Here is a 20,234-nt window from a genome sequence, read left to right on the forward strand (position 1 = left end):
GTCCCGGCGGCGCCGTGCCGCGCCTGTGTCTCACGATCCTCCCGGTGCGCCGCCCGTGCCGCCCGGTACGCGGGCCACCTCGGGAGAGGCGGTGTCCAGCGGCACCGACCAGGAGCTGACCAGCCCCAGCTGAACGCCCTGCCACGGCAGCACCGCGTCCAGGAGCCAGTCGGCGGCCACCCGCACGCGGTTGTCCGGCATCGCCATCAGGTGGTAGCCGCGGGTGACCAGACCGGCGAGCGGGCCGGAGAGCGGGATGTGCAGCGGGTTGGCCGCGGCCTGGATCCCGCCCAGGTCGACCATGAAGCCCAGATCGTGGTGCCGGTAGGCGCGGGGCGTGCCCCGGCCGCAGGACGCCGCCACATTGCGCGCGACGGCCTTGCCCTGCCGCTGGGCGTGCTGGGCCGTCATCGGCGTCACCTCACCGGGCCGGGTCAGGTCCGGCACGGCCGCGGCATCGCCACAGGCGAACACCCCCGGCCGGCCGGGCACGTTCAGATACGCGTCGACGCACAGCCGCCCCTTGTCGGTGGGCAGTCCCAGCGACTCGACCAGGGGATCGGGCCGTACGCCCACGCACCACAGCAGGGAACGGGTGGCGATGAACTCGCCGTCGTCGAGCAGCACTCCGTCCGAGGTCGCCTCCTTGACCGAGGTGCCGGTGCGGATGTCGACGCCACGGGCGCGCAGCACCCGCTCGGCGGTGCGCGACAGCCGTTCGTCCAGCTCCGGCAACAGCCGGTCGGCGAGGTCCAGCAGCAGCCAGCGGGGGCGCGGACCGTGCCGCAGTCCGGTGTTCTGCCGGGCCAGTGCCTCGGTGAACCGCACGCCCTGGGCGGTGACTTCGGTACCGGTGTATCCGGCGCCCACCACCACGAAGGTGGTCCTGGCGGACCGCTCGGCCGGGTCCTCGGCCGCGCCGGCCAGCTCCGTCTGCCGGGTGAGGTGGTCGCGGAGGAACAGCGCCTCGGGCATCCCGCGGAAGCCGTGCGCGTGCTCGGCGACACCGGGCACCGGCAGCAGCTTGTTGACGCTGCCGACGGTCAGCACCAACCGGTCGTAGGACAGCGTGCCCTCACGGTCCTCGGGGTCGGTGTAGTGCACCCGACGGGCGTCGAGGTCCAGGTCATGGGCCGCTCCCAGAACGAGGCGGACGCCCGGCAGGGTGCCGGTGAGCGAGACCGAGATCCGGCGGGGCTCCAGGATCCCGGTCGCCACCTCCGGCAGCAGCGGCACATACAGAAAGTAGTCGTTCGGGTTGAGAAGCACGATCTCGGCGGCTGCCCCGGCCTGCCGGGAGAGCCTGCGGGCACACTCGTAGCCGGCGAATCCGGCTCCTACGATCACGATCCGAGGGCGACGTCGCTTCACGTGGGCTCCTGCGGTCGAGGAGGGTGCGCATGGTGCGCCGGGCGGCCGCCGGGGCCCTGCGCGCGTGGCGCCGCGCGCAGCCGCTCCGGCGGGGTCGATGCCCTGTCGGCTGTCCCGCGAGCGGCCGGGTACACATGGACGCCGCGCTTTACCTTCCGACGGGGGAGCCCCGCACCCTCCGACGGGGGAGCCCCGCCGGAGGCCGGCGGCACCCGGCCCCGCGTCCGGCCGCCCCTACCGCTCGCGGTCCCCGTCGCCCGCGTCGTCGTGCGCGATGTGCACCGCCGCCTCCTCCGCCGAGGCCGCCCCGCCGTCGATGCCCACGTCGCGGGCGGCGATGTCGTTGCTGCCGCCGCGCCAGAAGCCTTCGTCGGAGCCCACGAGCCGGCCGGCCCGTTCCTCGCCGCACTCCAGGTCCGTCGGTTCCCCCACCCCGCCCGGCAGGTCACCGATCCCGTCGCCGTCCGGTGCGCACACGTCCGGCGTCTCCACCGACAGCCGGTGGTCGAGCGTCTCGCGGTCGTGCAGCTCCCGCGCGGTGGTCCCCTCGTGATTCACCACGTAGGGCCGCTCCGGGGGCGAATAGCCGGTGTCCAGGGTCGCATCGAGGTCCGGCTCGTCCAGGGCGTCTTCCATGTCGAGTTCGTTGGGGTTGTCCCGGGGATCGGACCTGGGCGGCTGGTAGACCTCATCGCCCCTCGTCTCGTCGGACATAACCGCCCTCCCTCTTCCCGTCCACGTGCCCGGCCGCGGGGTGCGGCAGGTGCCGTACCACCGATTGTCCGCCTCCTGGCGCCGCGCGGCAGCGCCAGGAGGCGGAGCGGGGCCGGATCTCAGGAACGCTGGTGTTCCGTGTGGATCCCGACGGCCTCCGCGATGCTCTGCACATTGCCGAACCGCTCGTGCGCGGGCAGCCGCTCGGCCATCATGACCAGCCGGTCCGGGGCGTTGTTGCGCCGGAGGGTCTCGATCACCGCGTTCCGGTCGGCCGGATACAGGCTGCGCCCGAGGTGCCGGGCGAGTTCGGAGCGCAGTCCGACGTCCTCCTCGGTCATCCCGCTCGGGGTGCCGCCCCGGAAATCGCTCTCGGGGGACCACGCCGCGACCGGCTGGTCCTCGCCGGCCGGCTGGAGTTCGTGCTCCTCCTCCAGCCACAGGGAGCGCTCGGCCGTCAGCTGTCCCCGCAGCTGCCGCTTCATCACGTCGTCCCGGGCGGGGCCGGTCTTGTCCGTTCCGTGTTCCATGACCATGGGTGCCTCCGGCTCTACGGGTCGAACCGACCCGACGTGTTCCTCCCAGTTTCCCCGGTCCCCCAGCCCCAACAACCCGGCGGCCGCCGTTTCAAGAGGGCCACGGAAGGGCTCTGATCAGGCACGGAACGTGATCACGACGGCATATGCCCGCCATGCATACGCCTGTGCGGAACGGGAATTCGTAGGACGTCGGCTGCTTACCGGCACCAGTGCCTGCCGGCGGCGGCCGGGCCCGCACGGAGGCCCGTCGGCGCGATCGCGACGCGCGCCAGCGCACCCCGCGGGAAACCTCGCACCCACGGCACCCCACAGAAGAATCCGCGGAATCCGAGGAAGCCAAGGAGGCAGCGCCATGCGACTCTCGCTCCTGCAACCGGTCATCGACCGGCCCGGCCCCTGGGCGTCCGTCTACGCCGATGTCCCGCACGACACCGGGGACGACGGAAGACCACAGGAGTTGACGGCGAGCGCCACCACGGCGCAGCTGTTCGCCCTCGGCGCGGACGAGGCCACCTGCGGCGCGGTGCACGAGGCCCTGCTCACCCGCCGCGGCGACTCCGGTGCGCACGGACGGGCACTGTTCGCGGCCCACGGGGCCCTCGTCCTCGACACCCCGCTCCCCGGCCCCCCTGCCGTCCCCTTCGCGGCGTGGGGGCCGGTGCCCAGAGTCACCCCCCTGCTGGCGGCGATCGGCGACGACCCCGTCTGCCTCGTGGTCCGCCTGGGCCGGGCGGGAGCGGACTTCGCGGTACTCGGTGAACGGGCCACCGGCACCGACCCCGGCGCCCCCGGGGAGCGGCCCGCGCGGCACTTCTGCGCCGCCGCGGACCACCACGGTTCCCGGCGTGCCGAGGAGATCGCCGACGCGGTGCGCAGGGAGTTCGAGAGCTGCGGCGCCGAGGCCGTCGTCCTGGTCGGCGAGGAGGAGGAACGCCGGCTGGTGCACGGCGCACTGCCCGAGCCGCTGCGCGCCCTGACCTACGAGAGCACACACGGCGGCGCCACGCCCGACGACGGCAGCGACCTGGTGGAACGCGACATCGCCCAGGTCAGGGCCGCCCAGGAGAGCGACCGGGTGGCGCTGGTGGCGGACCGTTTCCGCGCGGGCGCCGGCCCCGGCCGCAAGGACGTCCCGCACTCGGCGGCCGGGATCCCCGCGCTGATCGAGGCGGCGCGGGAACACCGGATCGACACCCTGCTGGTCAGTCCGCACGGCGCGGACGGCGCACGGCAGGTGTGGGTGGGCTCCGACGCCGATCAACTCGCCGTCCGGGGAAGGGAGTTGCCCCAGCTGGGCGAGCTGCGCCCGGCCGCCGCCCGGGCGGATGACGCCTTGGTGCGCTCGGCGGCCGCCCACGGCGCCGACATCGTGGTGGTGCTCGACCCCGAGCGGGCCCCGGCCGGGGGACTCGGCGCCATCCTGCGCTGAACGGACGCGGCGCGGCGGCACCTCATGCGGCTGCCCGCCGACCGGACTCCGGTCGGCGGGCAGCCGCATGACGGTGGGCCGGTGGCCTCAGCTCTGCGCCTCGGCCGCCACCGGCTTCGGGATCAGGAACGACGTGGCGATGGCCGCCGCCAGGATGACCACCCCCGCGATCATGCCGGCGGTGTAGCCCCCGGACGACGCCGGGTCCGCCGGGGTGGCCGCCGTCTTGACCGCGTAGAGCACCGCGAAGCTCAGCCCCGCGCCGAGGTTGAAGGCACCGGCGTTCAGACCGGGCAGGAAGCCCGGGTTCTCGGCGGGGGAGAGGACGATGCCCAGCCCGTTGAGGACGATGTTCGCCACGCCTGCGTAGGCGATGCCCACCAGGACGGACGTCGCCAGCAGCAGGAGTTGCGAGTGGCTGTGCATGGTGCACAGCATCAGGACGACCGTGGCCGCCGAGCCGGTCAGCCCCAGCCGCAGCACCCGGCCGTAGCCGAAGGTGGCGGCGAGCCGGCCGGCCAGCGGACCCATGGCCAGTCCGGCGAGCGCGTAGGGGGACAGTGTCCACCAGGCGGACTGCTCCGCGCTCATCCCGAGGCCGGCCCGGGCGTCCTGGGCGAAGGCCGGGATCAGTCCGTTCATGACGGCGAAGACGCCGGTCATGGTGAGCACGGTGGTCAGCAGGGTCGCCCAGGTCGCCCGCTGCTTGAGGTGCCGGGTGGCGACCAGCGGGTGCCCGCTGCGGTTCTCGGTCCGCCAGAAGAGGGCGAACGAGGCCGCGGTGACCACGAGAAGGGCGGCGATCAGCGGCCAGTCGGCGGCGGCGAGCTTGCCCGCCTCGTTGAGCGCGATCAGCAGCGAGCCGACCGAGAGCACCAGGAGCGCGACACCGGGCCAGTCCATCCGGCCGGCGACGGCCGCCTTGGACTCCGGCGTGAGCGTGGCGACCAGGACGGCGGCGACGGCCGCGACCGCCGCCATCGCCCAGAAGACCGAGCCGAAACCGTGCCGGTCGGCGAGGTAGCCGCCGGCGAGCGAGTCGACACCCGCGATGCCGCCGTTGACCGCGGTGATCACGCCGAGCAGGGTGCCGTAGCGCTTGGGCTCGTGCACCTCCACCCGCAGCATGATCAGACACAGCGGGACGACCGGACCGCTGACGCCCTGGATGACGCGCCCGACGAACAGCATCGGCACGCTGGTCGCCAGCGCCGCGACGACACATCCGACGACCATCAGGCCGAGCATGCCGGCCAGCACCCGGCGGCGGCCGATGACATCGCCCAGCCGCGGCAGGAACAGGGAGAACAGCGCCGCCGAGGTGAAGAACGCGGTCTGGGTCAGGCCGATCTCCGCCGAGCTGGCGCCGAGCGAGTCCTCGATGTGCTTCAGGGCGGGGCTGAGCATGCTGGCGTTGAGCTGGAAGGCGAAGCAGGCCGCCAGCAGCGCGGTGACCAGCACGCCGATGCGGACGCCGGAGCCGCCGGCCGGTGCCCCGACGGGGCGCGGGGAAGTGGAGACGCTCATGCCGCGACGTCACCGATCCGCTCGAGCGCGTCCACGACGAGGTTCCAGAACCGCTCGTGGTCGAGGGTGACCGCGACCTGCGTGGTGCAGTCGGGCGGGGCGGGTGCGCGGAAGTCCGTCACGGTCATCCCGAGCGTGAGCGCGCCCCGCAGCTCGATGTCCACGGGGGCCTTGCGCACGGTCATCACGCCGGGATCGATGACATAGGCGACGGCGCACGGGTCGTGCACCGGCGGGTACGCGAAGCCCTGGTTCTCGCGGTATGCCTCGCGGAAGAAGTCCAGGAGCTCCCCGACGAACCGGGCCGGGCCGGTGCCGACCGCGGCGATCCGGGCGTCGACCTCGGGCGTCGCCAGCGCCTGATGGGTCAGGTCGAGCCCGACCATGGTGACCGGCCAGCGCTCGTTGAAGACGATGTGCGCGGCCTCGGGGTCGATGATGATGTTGAACTCGGCGACCGCGCTCCAGTTGCCCTCGTGGTAGCCGCCGCCCATCAGCACGACCTCGCGGACCCGCTCGGCGATGCGCGGCTCCTTGCGCACGGCCAGCGCGATGTTGGTCAGTCCGGCGGTCGGCACGATCGTGATCTCGCCGGGCTCGTGGGCCATCACCGTGTCGATGATCAGGTCCACGGCGTGCCGGCGGTCCAGCTCGAAGGCCGGCTCGGGCAGGTCGGGGCCGTCCAGCCCGGTCTCACCGTGGATGTCCGGCGCCGTCTCGATCGCCCGCACCAGCGGACGCGGACAGCCGGCGGCGAAGGGCACTCCCGTGATCCCGGCGATCCGCGCCACGGACAGCGCGTTGCGGGTCACCTTCTCCAGCGTCTGGTTCCCGACCACGGTCGTCACGGCGACCAGCTCGACATCGGGATTGCCGTGCGCAAGGAGCATGGCGATCGCGTCGTCATGCCCCGGGTCGCAGTCGAGGATGATCTTTCTGGCCACGGAAGAGCCCCTTTGCTCTGCTTGCTCGGCTGCGTGGAAAGGCAGCGCGGGGTGGTGGTGTGTGCGGGCCGACGCGGGCTCCGGCGCACAGCGCGTCCGGCGGTCGCCCCATGGCGAGCCCGGGCGGGTGGTCAGCCGGCGAGCGAGCAGCATGGGAAAACGTTCTCCGGAAACTTGACCCATGGACCTGCCGGTTGTCAATGGTTCAATCTCTGGCTTTCCTGACCTTTTCGGGACGAAAGGAGAGCCGGTTGACCAGGAGATCCCGCTTTCATGGGACAACGATTGCCAGCGGGGCAAGGGGGCGTATGCTCCCTCCGGTTCGGGCGGGCCGGACGAAGGGAGCCTGGAGACGGTGGCCGAAGTCACGTTGAGGGAGGTCGCGCTGGCCTCGGGCTGCTCCATCGCCACGGTCTCCCGCGTGCTGGCCGGCACCCGCCCGGTCGGCGCCGAGACCGCACGCACCGTCCGCGCGGCGGCCGAGCGCCTGGGCTACCGGCCCAACGAGGTGGCCCGCGCCCTGCGCAGCCGCACCACCGGCACCGTCGGACTGGTCCTGCCGCAGATCACCAACCCCTTCTTCCCCTCCCTCGTCCGGGAGCTGGAGCACGCCCTGCACGCCGAGGGCCGGGCCGTGCTCCTCGCCGACTGCGACGACGACCCGGCCACCGAGGCGGCCCGGATCGCCACCTTCCTCGGACGGCGGGTCGACGCCCTGCTCCTGATACCCGTCGACGAGCGGCGCAGCCGGGAGGCGGTGGCGAGCGCGGCCGCCCGGGTGCCCCTGGTGCTGCTCGACCGCGGCTGCGGCACCGGCGTCGCCGACTCGGTGGCCGTCGACAACGCGGCCGGCATGGCGCTGGTGCTCGACCATCTGGCGGCCACCGGGCGCAGCCGGCCCTGCTTCGTGGGGGCGGCCGGTACCGCGTCGGCGGCGGTCGAACGGCGCGCGGCCTACGAGGCGGGAGTCGCGGCCCTGGACCCGGCTGCCCCCGGGCGGGTCGAACTCGGCGACTTCTCGGTGGAGTGGGGCCGGGCCGCCGCCGACCGCCTCTGGCCCTCCCGGCCGGACGCCTTGATCTGCGCCAACGACCTGATCGCGGCCGGGGCGCTGCAACGGCTGCGGCAGCTGGGCGCGGATGTCCCCGGGGAGGTCGCCGTCACCGGCTTCGACGACATCCCGCTCGCGGGCCTCGCCGACCCGGCGCTGACCACCGTGCGCCAGCCGGTCGGCGAACTGGCCGCCGAGGCCGCCCGCCTGCTGAGCCGCCGCCCGTCCGACGGCGAGCCGGGACCGCGCCGCACGGTACGGCTCGCCCCGCAGCTGGTCGTCCGCGGCTCCAGCGTCCCGGCCGACGCCGCCGTGGGCCGCTGACGGGGAGGCCGGCCCCGGGGTCGCCCGACCGCATGCCGCCACGCCTGCCGGGACGGTCGAAGCGCTGACTTGAAAGGCTGACCTGACTGTCCGTCAAAATCATTTCGACTGCGGCGAGTTGATGATCCACGATCCTCGCCGCACCCGTGTCGGCGCGCCCCTTGACCGCGCCTGGCCACGCGGTAAAGTCTAGACCAATTGCTGCACCCTCGCGTCATCCATCCCCCCTCAACGAGGCCCCCCGTGGCGGGTGTTCGGCGTCGTCGGCGTCGCCGGGTCCGCAGCTCTCGCGTGGGCGGCCTCCCCCGCGAAAGGGTTGACATGCACAAGAAGAGAAGGCTGACCCTCGCCCTCGGCGCGGGCATCGCCCCGCTGCTCGTCGTCACCGTCCCGGCCGCCCCGGCGAACGCCCACGGCTATGTGTCGGCACCCCCCAGCCGGCAGGCGCAGTGCGCGGCCGGCACCGTCGAGTGCGGCCCGATCAAATGGGAGCCGCAGAGCGTCGAAGGGCCCAAGGGGCTGACCAGCTGCAGCGGCGGCGACAGCCGGTTCGCCGAACTCGACGACGACACCAAGGGCTGGCAGGTCACCCCGATCGGCCACTCCCAGACCTTCAGCTGGCGGCTGACCGCGCGTCATGCCACCAGCACCTGGCAGTACTTCGCCGGCGGACGGAAGGTCGCCGAGTTCAACGACGGTGGCGCGCGGCCGCCCGAGACGGTGTCGCACACCGTCGACTTCGGCGGCCTCACCGGACGGCAGAAGATCCTCGCGGTGTGGAACATCGCCGACACCACGAACGCCTTCTACGCCTGCATCGACGTCACCATCGGAGGCTGACCCCCACCGTCCCTTCCCTCCCGGTTCCCCCTCCCGTCCCCGACACCTCGTCTCCCCGCGCCGGTCACAGCCGTGCACAGCACCGGCGGCGGGGCGACGGGGCCGGTGCCGCACCCGTTACGATCGGCCCATTCATGGCCGTCGTGCGTGGCCGCTGCCGGGAGGAAGAGATGCGCCTGTTCCGCCGAGGACCGAAGCGGGATTCCCGCGACCTGGCACGCGACGGGGAGTTCAGCTTCTTCTCCGAGCGGGAGGGCGGCCTCTTCCGCTCGCAGGTCCGCCAGGCCTTCGCCGAAGCGGGCCTCGAAGTCACCGCGTACGCGGGCGTGGTCACCGACTCCGCCGGCCGGCAGTTCGGGCTCGGCAACCTCGCCGCCGTGTGCCACCGCGACCGCCGCGGGGAGCGCAGCTGGCCCGCGCTGATCCGCGACCACGTCGGCAAGGTGCTCCGGACGATGGACGGCCCGCAACCGCTGGAGATCCTCAGCGAGGACGAGATCCGGGCCTGCCTCTACCCCCGTGTCGTCGCCCAGGAGACGCTGCCCGCCTCGGACTCCTTCCGGTACGGGCGCGCCCCGGCGCCGGGGCTGCGGGAGGTGCTCGCCCTCGATCTGCCGGAGGCCGTGCAGATGCTGAGCGAGGACTCCCTGACGGACCTGGGGGAGGTGGCCGAACTCCGGATCCGGGCGATGAACAATCTGCGGGCGCTGCCGGTCGAGGGGCACGAGACGGTGCGACGCGGCGACGGTTCCGCGTTCGAGGTGCTGCTCGGCGACTCGTTCTTCACCGCGAGCCGGGTGCTGGTGCTGGACGACCTGGTGCAGCGGCTCGTGGGCACCGGGCTCACCGCGGACGGGGCGCTGGTCGCCATGCCCTTCCGGCACCAGCTGGCCTTCCACCGCATCCACGACGCCCGGGTCATTCCGGCCCTCCAGTCCATGGCGCAGTTCGCGGCGGCCGGCCACGAGGACGCGGCGGGGGCCATCAGCCCCAGGGTGTTCTGGTGGCGCCGGGGGGTGATGACCCCGCTGAGCGAGCCGGACGGCGACGGGTTGCGGGTGGTGGCGGACGCGGACTTCCACGCGATGCTGGAACGTCTGGTCCAGCGGGACGGCTGACCGGCGGGGCGCCGCACACCGGCGCCGACCGTGGCTCCCGGCACCGCGGCCGGAGATTTTTTTCGCGTATTCCGCACCGGGCGGGAACCTGAACGCGCTCCCGCCCGTTTATCCATGTGAGGCCCCACGCTCTCCCCCGTGCGTGGGGCCTCACTCTGTCTTCCGGTCCTGTCGGCACTCCGGCTTTCCGTCCCGTCGGCCCGCCGCTCCGCGCGGTTCCACCGGCCGGCCGTGCGGACCCGCCTCAGCCGTCGAGACGCGCCCGTTCCTCCTCGGTGAATAGCCGCGAACGGATCAGGAAGCGCACTCCCTCGGGGGCCTCCAGCGAGAAGCCGCTGCCCCGCCCCGGTACGACGTCCACGGTCAGATGCGTGTGCCGCCAGCGTGCGAACTGGTCCCCCGACATCCAGAATTCCACCGGCTCCGGCAGGCCCTCCACGGTCAGCCGGCCCAGCAGCACATCCGACGAGCCCGTACGGAATTCCCCGGCCGGGTAGCACATGGGGGCGCTGCCGTCACAGCAGCCGCCGGACTGGTGGAACATCAGCGGGCCGTGCTGGGCGTGCAGCAGACGCAGCAGTTCCGTCGCGGCCGCGGAGAGCGCGATCCGCGCGACCCCTGCTTCGGCCGGGGCGTCCGGAGCGGTCATCTCCCGCTCGCCGCCGCTCACCAGCAGCCGCCCGAGGTCATGGTCAGGCTGCTGACCAGCGGATTCTTGCGCCGAGTTCGGTACATGGACGGTCCCTCTCTGCCCGGCCCCCACGAAGGCCGGTGCCCTGGACGGCGGTGACCCGGCCCGGAGCCGGCCCGGACCTGCGTCCGGGCCGCCACGGGGGCACCACTGCAGTTAACGCCCCGCGAGGTTGCGAGGTGGTTGCACACGGGACCCCGGCGACTCCGGCTGCTCCCCGCGCTCACGGCACCAGGTACGGCGGCGCCGGATGCTTGAGGGGATCGGGCAGCTGGATCACGGGGATCGGCTTGTTGTGGGGCCAGCCCTGGGAGGCGTCGTCGAAGCTCAGCTCCCCGCTCGCCGCGGGAACGGTGCTCGCGTCGTGCAGGTTGGTGAGTTCGTTGTACACATCCTGCACGTCGGGCGCCACCTTGCCCGTCTGGCCGGTGACATTGCGAGTGGCCCACACCGCGGTCAACACGGCGTCGTGATGCATGATCGCGTAACCGTCGTCCATCACTGCGTCGGAGAACTTCAGGTCCCGCAGGGCCTGGAGGAACGGTGTGAACCCGGACGGGGCGTGGACGCCGCTGATCCACTGCGCGGGACTCGTCGCCGAGACGTCGAGGATGGTGATCTTGTTGGCCCGGAGCAGCCCCCGCACCGCCGATCCCTGGGTGAACGCGCCGGTGGCCCCCGTCATGATCGTGATCTGCTTGTCGTGACCGCACTGGCCGCGGGTGGACAGCGCACGGACGAGGTCGGCGAGATCGCGGTCCCGGCCGGCGTAGAAGATCACCTGCGCCTTGGTCAGGCAGATGTTGTTGACGGCGTTGTAGAACAGCTTCGGGATGCCCGCGGGTTTGTGGCCCGTCGTGCCCACGAACGAGGCCCGCCGCCGGCCGATGTAGTCGCCGAACTCCGCGTCGAACGCCTGGCGCATCGTCTTGACGTAGTTGTCGTCCCGGCTGTCGAAGACGAGGTAGCCGCGCTGCTTCGCCAGCGGGGAGCCGGCCAGGTGGCGGCGGAGCGCCTTGGCGTATTCGATGTTGGACGGGGAGACCTTGAACAGACGTGGCGCGTCGAGGTCGGTGGCCGTCAGGACCGCGCCGATCGCGGGGATCTTCAGCCGGCTCAGCTCATCGGCCGCCGCCTGGGTCTCCGGGATGCTGACGCCCATCCCCGTGACCGCGACCAGCGGATGGTCGCCCTTGACCAGCGCGGCGAGCTGTTTGACCACCGGCTGCCAATGGGTCTCGCTGCGGCCCTCGTTGGCCAGCACGAGTTCGATCTGCGGGGTCTTGCCCTGGATGCCGGTGGAGCCGGCCGGGGACAGCTGCGGGCAGCCGTTGGCCCGGCACTGCGCGATGTAGGAGCCCTCCAGGCTGGTGAGGATCTCCTCCATGGGCAGCGCGCTGGTGTCGCTGTCCGTCATGGGCGTCAGTACGGCGACCTTCACGTAGGGGGTGCGGCTCCTGCCCTTCTCGGGCTTGTCCCACTGCTGACGGACCCTGCGGTTCTCCTGCGCGATCCGGTCGGTGATCCCCTTGAGCCGCGGATCGAAGGAGTACGCCGTCTCGTCCATCAGGCCGACGCATTCGCGCTGCGCGCCCCGGCCCGCCCAGTGCAGCCCCGGAACGTCCTTCGCGCACCCGGTGTCCTTCTCGGCGGGCCAGACGTACCAGAGCCCGCCGGCTATGAGGAGAAGGGCGAGCGCCAGGGCGCCGATGCCCAGCCACCCCTTCCACCACGGGGGCAGCGCGTCAGCGGGCGGCGGGGTCAGATGCATGGTGCCAGCTCCTAGAGGAATGATGCGCCGGTGCGCTCACACGTACTTCGCGGCCTCGTGCAGCAGCCCGACCCGGGTGGGCGCCGAGCGCATGGCCAGGTACTGGAACATCGCGTTGATGGTGCGGTTCAGTTCCGGGTGTGCCCCGGGCAGCCGGTTGCGCGGATCGGAGGCCAGCCACAGCGAGACCACCAGCAGGGTCAGCGGGGTGTGCGCCGCGAACGCGCGCGGCGCCAGCTCCGCGGCCAGCTGCTCCGCCCGCAGCGTCGCGGACTGCTCCGGCAGCACCGGCTCCCGCAGCGGTGCCGCGGTGACGGCGTACAGCTCGTACAGCCAGATCTCGGTGTCGGAGAGTTCGGTCAGCCGCCGGGCGAGATGCTCGACGACCTCGTCCACGTGGTGCAGCGCCAGCGAGTGGTACAGCACGTCGAGCGGGTGGCCGTGCTCGGTGTGCCAGGTCCGCAGCCGTGCGTGGACGGCCGTCCAACGGTCCGGGACGGCGGCCAGCTCCCGCAACAGCAGCAGGCGCGGCCACGGGTGCAGCACGCAGCCGCCCCGCAGCGGGTGCGGGTGGACCCGCTCCAGATACCCCGAGCCGCGGCCGCCACGGGTCTCGGCGTCCTGCGGGACCGGGTCGGTCAGCAGTAATCGGGTCGCGACCACCCGGGCCAGCGAATCGCGGGTGTGCAGCGGGAAGCGGTCGAGGAGCCCCGCGTCGCACGCCGCGTCGAACTCGCGGGCGGCACAGCACTCGACGAGCGCGCGGCGCTGGTCGTCGGTCAGATCGCGGAGCAGATACTCCCGCGCCGCCGCCTCCAGCGACGGCCCTTCGTCGGCGTCCGCCGTGGCCGGTGTGGTGCGCGCGAGCACCCCGCGCAGCAGCGTCTCCGGTCCCTCGCGGCCCACGATGCGGGCCGAGGCGGTCAGCAACTGCCGTACGCCCCACGGATGTCCGTCGGTCAGCCGGTGCGCCAGCAGCGGCGCGTCCGGCAGCCGGGTGGCGATGTCCGTGCCGAGCTGGGCGGTCTCGCCGGCCGTCAGCCCGCGCAGCCGGACGCAGTACCAGCGCCAGGAGCGGTTGGACGGCGGGTCCGGGATCGACCGTTCCCAGTCGGCGTAGCCGGCCTGCTCGGGGGAGCGGAGCAGCACGCCCGCCGGTCCGGTCGCGAACATCCCCGGCACCCGGCCGACGTTCGCGGCCGTGGCCACGGCCAGCAGCGGATCGGGCTCGCCGGCGGCGTCCCGCAGCTCCATCAGCAGGTCGAGGAACTCCCGCCCGCCGGGGGCGTCGATGTTGTCCAGCAGCACCACGCAGTTGCGGTCGCGCTGCCGCCGGGCGTACTCGCCGCGCAGATCGGCCAGGAACGCCTCGCACAGCCGCCGGTCGACCGCGGCCCGGTCGGCGGGGTCCTCGCTCTTGCTGAGCTGGTTGAGTTCGACCAGCGCGTCCATCGCGGCCAGCGGGCCGGCGTACCAGGCGAATCCGGTGTGCCGGGTCACCCGCAGCGGCATGCTGGGCGGCTGCCGGATGAGGCTGGCCAGCAGGCTGACGCCGGGGATCCGGACGAGGTTGATGTCCTGGAGCAGCCCGGCCACCGCGACCACCCGCTCGGCCGCGGGGTGCGGGTCGCGGGGCCCGCGCAACGCCTGGCGCAGCTGCTTCTTGGCCCGCTCGGGGTCCGTCGCGTCCAGGAACAGCTCCGGGGCCACCACGAACAGGCCCAGCGTCAGCCGAGGGAAGAGCAGCGGGGTCTGCCGGGGGAGGCGGTGGGAGAGTCCGTAGGCGAGGCGGCCGGCGACCTCGTGGGGGCGGCGGGGCGCGGCGGAGTCGAAGTCGAAGTAGGCGTGGGGGCGCCGCGAGCCGAGGTGGCCGAGCCATTTCAGGGCGGCGGTCTTGCCGCTGCCGCGCGGTCCGACGAGGACGATCGCGGGGAGCCCGGGCCCCGCCGGCGCGGCCTTGTGGTCCGGTACCCGGGTGCGGCACTCCTCGTACAGGGCCTCGATCCCCTGTATGCCCAACGGACGCTCCGTCACGGCCCATCCCCCTGTCCCGGCCGGCGACATGACCGCCGGCTGATTACAGAAGGTTGGCACGCGCCTGCGCAACGTGCCAGCGGTTCACCCAAGGTGCTGACGATGTCTCACGGGACGGGGTAAAGGGGACGGACTCACGGGGCGTCGGACGGCTGCGCGGGCCGGGGCACCCCGGTGAACTCCCATGTCGCCAGCCCCCGGGTCGCCGCGCCGAGCAGCACCACCGAGGCGGCCTCCGCCACGCAGGGGGGAACGGGCGGCGCCGCGTGCCGCGCGGCTGTCCCGTCGGTGCTGGGGGCCCCGCCGTCGGCCGCCCGGGACAGCCGGCCGAGGAGCCGGTCCAGGCCGCGGCGGTGCCGTGCGAACGCGCGTCGCGGTGCCCGCCGCCCGCGGGACTCCTGGCCGGACAGGGCTTCGGCCCGGCCCACGTCCAGCAGCACCAGATGCAGGGGGCGGCCGCGGCGGCCCGCCGCCCGGGCCATCCAGCGGCGCACCCAGGGGCGGCTGCCGCAGTCGTGGACCAACAGCGGCCCGGCGCCCGGCAGTTCGCGGTGCAGCCAGCGGATGTGTTTCCACCGTGCCCAGGGCCGGTAGAGCCCGTACGGCAGCCAGGCGGGCATCACCGCCTCGCAGGCGACATGGACGGCCCGCGGGTCGATGACGGTGGTCTGCGCGGGGGCGCGGCGCAGCAGCGTGCTCTTGCCGCTGCCGGGCAGGCCGGAGACCACCACCACGGCGTTCGCCGGGTAGACCAGGGAGAACGGGGACGGCGGGACGGACCGGGCGCCGTCCCGGCCGCGCAGGTCGAGCAGTCCGCCGTGCACCGCGAGGACCGGTGGCCGCGGTGGCCCCGACGGTGCGGCACCCACGTCCGGCACACCGGAATATCCGCCTCGCACCGCTGCCTCCCCCGATTCCCCTTCGGCGTCATCGTCCCACGGCGCGACGGGCGGCGGGACCGCGCGCACACGGCGCGCGGAAGCGGCGGGCGCGGGGTGAGCCGTGTCTCACCCGCACGGCGCCCCTTGTTTATGCAACTCGTTGCATAGAAGGATCGGGGTATGGCGCTCGACCACGCGATCCTCGTCTCCCTGCTGGAGCAGCCAGGTTCCGGCTACGAGCTGGCCCGGCGGTTCGAGCGGTCCATCGGCTACTTCTGGACCGCCACCCACCAGCAGATCTACCGCGTGCTCAAGCGCATGGAGAGCGACGGCTGGATCGATGTCCGCGAGGTGCCGCAGCAGGCCCGGCCGGACAAGAAGGAGTATTCCGTCGCCGCGCCCGGCCGGGCCGCCCTCGCCGCGTGGCTGCACGAGCCGATCGAACCGGAGAGCGTCCGGCACGACCTCGCGGTGAAGATCCGCGGCGCAGCCTTCGACGACCCGGGCGCGCTGATCCGCGAGGTCGAGCGGCACCACCGCACGCACACCGACCGCCTCGCCCACTACCTCGCGGGCGAGCGGCGGGACTTCACCGGACCCGATGCCCCCGGCGAGCCCGACGCCGGGCAGGAGCTCCAGCACGTCGTGCTGCGCGGCGGCATCGCGTACGAGCGGATGACGATCGCCTGGCTGGAGGACGTGCTCGCCACCCTCCACCGGCTCGCCGCCGCGCACGGAACCCGGTGACGGTGGGCCGCCCGCCTGCCCGGGCGGCCCACCGTCACCGCCCGCACGTCTCCTGACCCTTCATCTCCCGACGAACCGGAAAGGCGAACACCATGGCCGACCCGCTGCTGTTCAACCCGCGTACCTACGACCCCGCGCACTTCGACCCCGAGACCCGCCGGCTGCTGCGCGCCACCGTCGACTGGTTCGAGGACCGCGGCAAGCGCCGGCTGATCGAGGACTACCGCTCCCGCGCCTGGCTGTCGGAGTTCCTCGCCTTCTCCACGAAGGAGGGGCTCTTCGCGACGTTCCTCACCCCGGCCACCGCGGCCGACGGGCAGCAGGACAAGCGCTGGGACACCGCCCGGATCGCCGCCCTCAACGAGATCTTCGGCTTCTACGGGCTCGACTACTGGTACGCCTGGCAGGTCACCATCCTGGGCCTCGGCCCGATCTGGCAGAGCGACAACGCCACCGTCCGCGCCCGCGCGGCCGAACTCCTCGACCAGGGCGAGGTGTTCGCCTTCGGCCTCTCCGAGAAGTCACACGGCGCCGACATCTACTCCACCGACATGCTGCTGGAGCCGGACGGGAACGGCGGCTTCCGCGCCAGCGGCTCCAAGTACTACATCGGCAACGGCAACGCCGCCGGACTCGTCTCCGTCTTCGGCCGCCGCACCGACATCGAGGGCCCCGAGGGCTACGTCTTCTTCGCCACCGACAGCCGCCACCCGGACTACCACCTGGTGAAGAACGTCGTCGACTCCTCGAAGTACGTCAGCGAGTTCCGGCTCGACAACTACCCGGTCGGCGCCGACGACATCCTGCACACCGGCAGCGCGGCCTTCGACGCCGCCCTCAACACCGTCAACGTCGGCAAGTTCAACCTCTGCACGGGCGCGATCGGCATCTGCGAGCACGCGATGTACGAGGCCGTCACCCACGCGCAGAACCGCATCCTCTACGGCCGCCCCGTCACCGCCTTCCCGCACGTGCGCCGCGAGCTGACCGACGCCTACGTCCGCCTCGTCGGAATGAAGCTGTTCAGCGACCGCGCCGTCGACTACTTCCGCTCCGCGGGCCCCGACGACCGCCGCTACCTCCTCTTCAACCCGATGACGAAGATGAAGGTGACCACCGAGGGCGAGAAGGTCATCGACCTGATGTGGGACGTCATCGCGGCCAAGGGCTTCGAGAAGGACACCTACTTCTCCCAGGCCGCCACCGAGATCCGCGGCCTGCCGAAGCTGGAGGGCACGGTCCACGTCAACCTCGCCCTGATCCTCAAGTTCATGGGCAACCACCTGCTGAACCCCGCCGAGTACGAGCCGGTGCCCACCCGCCTCGACGCGGCCGACGACGCGTTCCTCTTCCGGCAGGGACCGGCCCGCGGCCTGAGCGGGATCCGCTTCCACGACTGGCGCGAGGCCTACGACGCCTACGCGGCCGTCCCCAACGTCGCCCGTCTGCGCGAACAGGCCGACGCCCTCTGCGAGTTCATCACCACCGCCGCTCCCGACAAGGAGCAGAGCCGTGACCTCGACCTCCTCCTGGCCATCGGCCAGCTGTTCGCGCTGGTCGTCCACGGCCAGCTGATCCTGGAGCAGGCGCGGCTGACCGGGCTCGACGAGGAGGTGCTCGACGAGCTGTTCGCCGTCCTCGTCCGGGACTTCTCCGCGCACGCCGTCGAACTGCACGGCAAGGACTCCGCCACCCCGGAGCAGCAGGACTGGGCGCTGGGCGCGGTCCGCCGCCCGGTCGTCGACGAGGCCCGCTCGGCCCGCGTCTGGGAGCGCGTCGCCGCGCTCGCCGGCACGTACGAGATGGCCCCGTAACCGGCCCGCACCCGGCCCGTCCGGCGTCGCACCCACCGGCTCGGCCGGCCCCCGCCCGGGGCCGGCCGAGCGCTGTGGCGAGGGGTGCACCGCCGGGCCCGGTGCCGCGGGAGCGGGTACGCCGGCCCGTCCCGCCCCGGCGCCGAACCGGACTCCCTACCCGCCGGCGCCCGCCGCGCACCCTGCCTCGGGGCACCGGCGGAGGCAGCGGCCCCCGACGCCGCCGCCGACGGGCCGGACCGTGCCCGTGGCATGGGCCACCGGATCCCGGGCGGGCCCTGCGATGCGCCCTCTTCACCACCCCGCATTCACCACGAACGCGCCGTTCACCACCGCTCTCCGCGGGCGGCGCGGACCCTGGTTTCGCTTGCCGTTCCGGGCCTTCACACCTTCTGCTGAAGGCCCGTGGAGCCGGCCGTGACGCCGGACGGAATCGGCAGATCCTTTCTCGGGACCGGGCGCACCGGGCGCCCACGACGGAAGGACACGGCCATGCGACGCACCCTCCTCGGCACCTGCGCCGCCCTCGCGGCGCTGGGGATCGGACCGGCCGCCCCGGCCGTCGCCGCTCCCGTTCCGGTGACCGCACTCAGCTGCGACGGCGACACCTACAAGTGCACGGCCGACCTGCGCTTCGGCGACGACAATTGGAAGGCCAGGTGGGACGCGACCATCTTCCACCAGGCGGCCACCCGGTCGGCCTCGCGTGCCCCCGTACCGGCGACGAACCTCTACTGCGACGGCGACAACGGCACCTGCGTGGCCGAGCTGATGTTCGGCGACGGGCGCTGGCGGGCCCGCTGGCCCGCGACCGTGTTCCACCCGGCGCTGCGGTCCGCCGCCCGGCGTGTGGCACCCGTACCGGCGAGCAGCCTGAACTGCGACGGCGACACCGGCAGGTGCACCGTCAACCTCCGCTTCGGTGACGGAGGCTGGAAGGCCGGCTGGAGCGCCACCATCTACCACCAGCCGTAGGGTCCGCGGGAGCCCGCCCGGCCTGCGACGCCTGGCGGGGGCCCGCCCTCGTGGGCGGGCTCGGATGAGGACTCCGCGGAACAACGGCGCGCGCCGTTGCTGTCCACGGGGGTGACGCTCATCTGCCTATTGTCATTTTGATCGCCGAACGCACCATTGCTGTCACGTACGCGCCTTTTTTCCCCTCTGTCGGGAACCCTACTGTCGCAGGCATCCACCACACGACGGCAGCACCATCCGCTCCGGACACCTCCGTTCACGAATCGGTTCGTGTGCGGAATCGGAGCGGATGCTGCCCAGGGAGATGTCATGTCCGCAGTCGTACAGCAGGCAGCAATCGCGCAGCCCACGGACTCCTGGCCCGGCGGGGACTGGGGCGGGGGCGGGGGCGGGTCCAGATATCCCAGACTCTTCAACGTCACACCCAGTCAGGGTCCGACCACCGGAGGGAACACGGTTCAGCTCAGCGGGGCCAACCTGCAGGGCGCGACCCTCGTGACCTTCGGCGGTACCCCCGCCACCATCGTCTCCATCGACCCCTACGGCAACTCGATCACCGTGCTCGCACCGGCGCACGCGGCGGGCACCGTCCAGGTCGTCGTCACCACGTCCTGGGGGACCACCAGCCCCGTGTACTACACCTACGTGGTCGTCCCGCCGCCCGGCCCGACCGTCACCGCCCTGGTGCCCAACACCGGGCCCACCACCGGCGGCACCGCGTTCGCCATCACCGGCACCGGCCTCACCGGCGCGACGGTCACCTTCAACGGGGTGCCGGCCACCGGAGTGTCCGTCAACCCGGCCGGCACCCTGCTCACCGGCATCACCCCGCCCGGCGCGGCCGGCAACGTGCCCGTCGTGGTCACCACACCGGCCGGGAGCGCCATCGTTCCCGGCGGATTCACCTACACCGCACCCCCGCCGGTGGCCGTCTCGATCAACCCCACCTCGGGGAGCGCGACGGGCGGTACGGCGTTCGTGATCACGGGGACCTCGCTGACCGGGGCGTCGGTCACGTTCAACGGGGTGCCGGCGACCGGGGTCGCGGTGAATGCCGCGGGGACGTCCCTGGTGGGCTTCACCCCGGCCGGAGTCGTCGGCACGGTCCCAGTCGTGGTCACCACGCCGACGGGCTCCACCGCCGTCCCCGGCGGCTACACCTACACCGCGCCGCCCGCGCCGGTGGCGACGTCGATCACGCCGAACTCCGGGAGCACGGCGGGCGGCACCGCGTTCGTGATCTCGGGGACTTCGCTGACCGGGGCGTCGGTCACGTTCAACGGGGTGCCGGCGACCGGGGTCGCGGTGAACGCGGCGGGGACCTCGCTGGTGGGCTTCACGCCGCCCGGACTCGCCGGCAACGTGCCGGTCGTGGTCACCACGACGGGCGGCGGCGCCCTCGTCCCCGGCGGCTACACCTACGTGTGAGCGACGGCCGCACGGTCGTCCTGCGAGGGCCGGCGG

Annotated in this window: 17 protein-coding genes; 8 read left to right on the plus strand and 9 right to left on the minus strand. The window is 72.9% G+C overall.

The window, feature by feature from the left end; genetic code table 11:
- Window positions 1-30: 30 nt before the first annotated feature.
- The 3 genes from ACQP17_RS30940 to ACQP17_RS30950 all read right to left on the minus strand — a co-directional run bounded on the left by ACQP17_RS30940 (window position 31) and on the right by ACQP17_RS30950 (window position 2,615).
- Window positions 31-1,347 (minus strand): NAD(P)/FAD-dependent oxidoreductase, encoded by a 1,317-nt coding sequence (locus ACQP17_RS30940; protein WP_433859243.1) that lies wholly within the window; start codon window positions 1,345-1,347, stop codon window positions 31-33.
- Window positions 1,348-1,605: 258 nt separating this feature from the next.
- Window positions 1,606-2,085 carry a DUF5709 domain-containing protein gene (locus ACQP17_RS30945; protein ID WP_433859244.1) on the minus strand — a complete coding sequence of 160 codons (480 nt, stop codon included), beginning with the start codon at window positions 2,083-2,085 and terminating at the stop codon, window positions 1,606-1,608.
- A gap of 119 nt (window positions 2,086-2,204) precedes the next feature.
- Window positions 2,205-2,615: a DUF2795 domain-containing protein gene (locus ACQP17_RS30950; protein ID WP_433859245.1), complete on the minus strand. Its 411-nt coding sequence runs from the start codon at window positions 2,613-2,615 to the stop codon at window positions 2,205-2,207.
- Between the two features lie 361 nt (window positions 2,616-2,976).
- On the opposite strand from ACQP17_RS30950, the gene ACQP17_RS30955 reads away from it, so the two are divergent.
- Window positions 2,977-4,053 carry a hypothetical protein gene (locus ACQP17_RS30955; protein ID WP_433859246.1) on the plus strand — a complete coding sequence of 359 codons (1,077 nt, stop codon included), beginning with the start codon at window positions 2,977-2,979 and terminating at the stop codon, window positions 4,051-4,053.
- Window positions 4,054-4,140: 87 nt separating this feature from the next.
- Here the strand turns inward: ACQP17_RS30955 and ACQP17_RS30960 are convergent, their stop codons facing one another.
- Window positions 4,141-5,580 (minus strand): MFS transporter, encoded by a 1,440-nt coding sequence (locus ACQP17_RS30960; protein WP_433859247.1) that lies wholly within the window; start codon window positions 5,578-5,580, stop codon window positions 4,141-4,143.
- Entirely contained in the window at window positions 5,577-6,524 is a 948-nt protein-coding gene (locus ACQP17_RS30965) for a nucleoside hydrolase (RefSeq protein ID WP_433859248.1), read from the minus strand. The genes ACQP17_RS30960 and ACQP17_RS30965 overlap by 4 nt, the downstream gene beginning before the upstream one ends.
- Before the next feature lie 355 nt (window positions 6,525-6,879).
- On the opposite strand from ACQP17_RS30965, the gene ACQP17_RS30970 reads away from it, so the two are divergent.
- The 3 genes from ACQP17_RS30970 to ACQP17_RS30980 all read left to right on the plus strand — a co-directional run bounded on the left by ACQP17_RS30970 (window position 6,880) and on the right by ACQP17_RS30980 (window position 9,857).
- Window positions 6,880-7,899 (plus strand): LacI family DNA-binding transcriptional regulator, encoded by a 1,020-nt coding sequence (locus ACQP17_RS30970; RefSeq protein ID WP_433859249.1) that lies wholly within the window; start codon window positions 6,880-6,882, stop codon window positions 7,897-7,899.
- Between the two features lie 321 nt (window positions 7,900-8,220).
- On the plus strand, window positions 8,221-8,739 hold the full coding sequence (locus tag ACQP17_RS30975) for a lytic polysaccharide monooxygenase auxiliary activity family 9 protein (RefSeq protein ID WP_433859250.1): 519 nt from the start codon (window positions 8,221-8,223) through the stop codon (window positions 8,737-8,739).
- Window positions 8,740-8,909: 170 nt separating this feature from the next.
- Window positions 8,910-9,857 (plus strand): hypothetical protein, encoded by a 948-nt coding sequence (locus ACQP17_RS30980; protein WP_433860053.1) that lies wholly within the window; start codon window positions 8,910-8,912, stop codon window positions 9,855-9,857.
- 244 nt (window positions 9,858-10,101) lie between these two features.
- Here ACQP17_RS30980 and ACQP17_RS30985 read toward each other — a convergent pair whose 3' ends face one another.
- From ACQP17_RS30985 to ACQP17_RS31000, 4 genes are all read right to left on the minus strand, one after another.
- Window positions 10,102-10,506, minus strand: a complete 405-nt coding sequence (locus ACQP17_RS30985) for a DUF779 domain-containing protein (RefSeq protein WP_433859251.1) — start codon at window positions 10,504-10,506, stop codon at window positions 10,102-10,104.
- 265 nt (window positions 10,507-10,771) lie between these two features.
- On the minus strand, window positions 10,772-12,319 hold the full coding sequence (locus ACQP17_RS30990) for an ABC transporter substrate-binding protein (protein WP_433859252.1): 1,548 nt from the start codon (window positions 12,317-12,319) through the stop codon (window positions 10,772-10,774).
- Between the two features lie 36 nt (window positions 12,320-12,355).
- On the minus strand, window positions 12,356-14,338 hold the full coding sequence (locus ACQP17_RS30995; protein WP_433859253.1) for a hypothetical protein: 1,983 nt from the start codon (window positions 14,336-14,338) through the stop codon (window positions 12,356-12,358).
- Window positions 14,339-14,487: 149 nt separating this feature from the next.
- A complete protein-coding gene (locus ACQP17_RS31000) occupies window positions 14,488-15,252 on the minus strand; it encodes an AAA family ATPase (RefSeq protein ID WP_433859254.1) in 765 nt (254 codons plus the stop codon).
- 162 nt (window positions 15,253-15,414) lie between these two features.
- Here ACQP17_RS31000 and ACQP17_RS31005 point away from each other — a divergent pair, with 162 nt between their 5' ends.
- From ACQP17_RS31005 to ACQP17_RS31020, 4 genes are all read left to right on the plus strand, one after another.
- Entirely contained in the window at window positions 15,415-15,981 is a 567-nt protein-coding gene (locus tag ACQP17_RS31005; protein ID WP_364876224.1) for a PadR family transcriptional regulator, read from the plus strand.
- 92 nt (window positions 15,982-16,073) lie between these two features.
- Complete coding sequence (locus ACQP17_RS31010) at window positions 16,074-17,795, plus strand: acyl-CoA dehydrogenase family protein (RefSeq protein ID WP_433859255.1); 1,722 nt, start codon at window positions 16,074-16,076, stop codon at window positions 17,793-17,795.
- Between the two features lie 492 nt (window positions 17,796-18,287).
- A complete protein-coding gene (locus ACQP17_RS31015) occupies window positions 18,288-18,770 on the plus strand; it encodes a hypothetical protein (RefSeq protein WP_433859256.1) in 483 nt (160 codons plus the stop codon).
- A gap of 309 nt (window positions 18,771-19,079) precedes the next feature.
- Window positions 19,080-20,198: an IPT/TIG domain-containing protein gene (locus ACQP17_RS31020; protein WP_433859257.1), complete on the plus strand. Its 1,119-nt coding sequence runs from the start codon at window positions 19,080-19,082 to the stop codon at window positions 20,196-20,198.
- The last annotated feature ends 36 nt before the right edge of the window (window positions 20,199-20,234 follow it).

The sequence above is a fragment of the Streptomyces kronopolitis genome, assembly GCF_050953795.1.
GTDB classification, from domain to species: domain Bacteria; phylum Actinomycetota; class Actinomycetes; order Streptomycetales; family Streptomycetaceae; genus Streptomyces; species Streptomyces kronopolitis_A.